General features: G+C 59.6%; 3 protein-coding genes. All 3 read right to left on the bottom strand.

Annotation, left to right across the window (positions count from 1 at the left end; translation table 11 throughout):
- Positions 1–209: 209 nt before the first annotated feature.
- On the bottom strand, positions 210–917 hold the full coding sequence (locus D3I60_RS01515; RefSeq protein ID WP_440588548.1) for a type II toxin-antitoxin system HipA family toxin: 708 nt from the start codon (positions 915–917) through the stop codon (positions 210–212).
- A gap of 55 nt (positions 918–972) precedes the next feature.
- A complete protein-coding gene (locus D3I60_RS01510) occupies positions 973–1,332 on the bottom strand; it encodes a hypothetical protein (protein ID WP_262774362.1) in 360 nt (119 codons plus the stop codon).
- Positions 1,333–1,448: 116 nt separating this feature from the next.
- Complete coding sequence (locus D3I60_RS01505; RefSeq protein WP_166827354.1) at positions 1,449–1,742, bottom strand: helix-turn-helix domain-containing protein; 294 nt, start codon at positions 1,740–1,742, stop codon at positions 1,449–1,451.
- Between the last annotated feature and the right edge of the window lie 400 nt (positions 1,743–2,142).

Genomic DNA, 2,142 nt, shown 5'->3' with positions numbered 1-2,142 from the left:
GACCCGGTGGAAACTCTGTCTCGAAGACGGTGTTTCCGGCGGGGCAACGAGATATAACTCTAGACCACCCCAGAGGCACCACGCAAATCCAAAACCGACTTTCTCCACGTGACACCCACCACACGGCCTGCAGTGCCCAACGATGCCACTTACAGAGCGGCCGGCTGCACATCAGTCACTGCACCAAACGAGCCCGAATGCCGCGCAATTCAGCTGCCCAGGCGGATAGCTTTGCGCAAGCGTGCGAGCTGCGCGTCGATGACGGCACCCATCTCGGTGATCTCTGCCCGTCGGATCCCCCGTTCTACAACCCGTGACCTCCACCCTTCGACTGCACTCACAACCTCGTTGAGCACTGACACAGCAGTCGGCTTCGTCAGATGGCAGAGAGAGGCGAAATCGAGAAGCGCCTCGGCTTCGGTCTCCGCGGACACGACGCCGTTGATCGCGGTCTGCCGTTCGACCGCGGGTTCCGGTTCCGGGTTGATGTCGAAAGCCGGGCTCAGCTGCCATCCCGCGTCCGCCCGTATGAAGCCATGGTTACGCAAATGATCATCCGTATTGTGCAATGCAACTGAGAATGCCACTCGCCGAAACAGTTCCGCACAGTCGCTGCGCCAGCGCCGGCTGTGGTCCTCGATTGCTTCGACGATATCGAGGTAGTCGCCGGCTTCTCCGTCACGACGCCCGGTTGCCGTCATCGCACTCATATAGCCGATCCGACGGTCGGCCGTGCGATCGAATCTCTGCAGAAGGAGCACGGATCTCTCGTCGATGCTCAGCAACCGAGATTCAGAAGTGTCGATTCCTGCCCTACGGGAAAGTTCGAGTGCCAGGCTCTCCCACGCGATGACGTCTCGATCATCGCGGAGTCGGGAGAACTTCGCAATTAGCAGTCGTCCGTCATCGTCCACCACAGACGCTTTGGACCGCGCCCCTCCAGAGACCCTGTCCCCGCGTCGAGAAGGCGCTTCACAGCCGTGCCCGACCCTTCTGCGGCACCATCTCGGCAGCCCGCTGCAGTTCGGGCAGGGACAGCAGCTTCGGTACACGGCTCGTCGGGCTGAGGAAGTCTTCGTCAGTAACACGACGAAATCGCAGAGCTCCCTGTCCAGTGCGATCGCTGACTCCGAGCAGAAAGTCGATGTCTGTCAGTCGGCGGTCACGGACGACGCCGTCGGCGACCTGCCGCCGATGCTCCTTCGCAACGAGATTACGACCCCAGCGGTCAGGAGAACTGTCGGCAAATGCTCCCGGCAGACCGGGTACGGTGAACGGGACTGTCGACAGTGGGACCTCTGGGTCGATGGAATAAGCCCATCGAGCTCCCACCTAATCATCGGAGTATTTGAACGTCGTCGAGATCTGCCCCCGTGCGATATGGAAATTCGCAGTACCGACGAAAACCGCCGCGACGCCATGGTCCAACTCAACCCGAGTCTGCTCACTCATCGACGAACCCTGTCCGGAAGTGTTTCAGCAGAACGCAGTCTGCCGACATCGGTGCTCAAAGGATCGAACGAGGCGGACACGTGGTCGAGCTGCCCCAGTGCCTGCATAACCGACATCACTGCGCCGATTGATACCCCTGCGTCACCACGTTCGACTTTCTGGAGCGTCGATCGTGAGATGCCGGCACGCTCCGCGACTTCGACAGCCTTGAGTGACTGAATTAGTCGCCACCGACGAATCGAGGATCCGATCTCGGTGAGACGGCGATCCACTTGTCGAGTGACGCTCATTTGGGCTCCTTATGAGTGCAATAATCACCATATAGTCAATTAACGACTGAAATACGCGACATTAGATCAACAGGGCAATGGCGATCTCGCGCGGATCGGTGGCCGGCTGCTGTCCGGATGGACGACACAAGATCTGTCCACGTATTTGAGCACACCACTCTCAGTTGCCGGCGACGAGCCGGAGATTACACGAATGGCTTCGTCCGACTCCCGCTGAGAGTCGGACGAAGCCATTCCCCAAGACATTCCGTACCTCCCTAATTACTACCTGACCGGGGGCGCAGCAACCCCGCGCCAGGTAGCAGAGCCCCCATCAGGTAGCAACAAACACGGGCATCACACCCACACGTGAATACAGTAATGGCCCCGCCCAAAACTGGACGAGGCCATCACCCCAAAA

This window comes from Brevibacterium permense (genome assembly GCF_025506275.1).
Lineage (GTDB): Bacteria > Actinomycetota > Actinomycetes > Actinomycetales > Brevibacteriaceae > Brevibacterium > Brevibacterium permense_A.
This window is presented reverse-complemented; position numbering and strand designations above follow the sequence as displayed.

What these genes read in the sequence shown, in the direction of transcription:
- D3I60_RS01505 (WP_166827354.1), bottom strand. Translation starts at nt 1,742, where the DNA reads ATGAGCGTCACTCGACAAGTGGATCGCCGTCTCACCGAGATCGGATCC.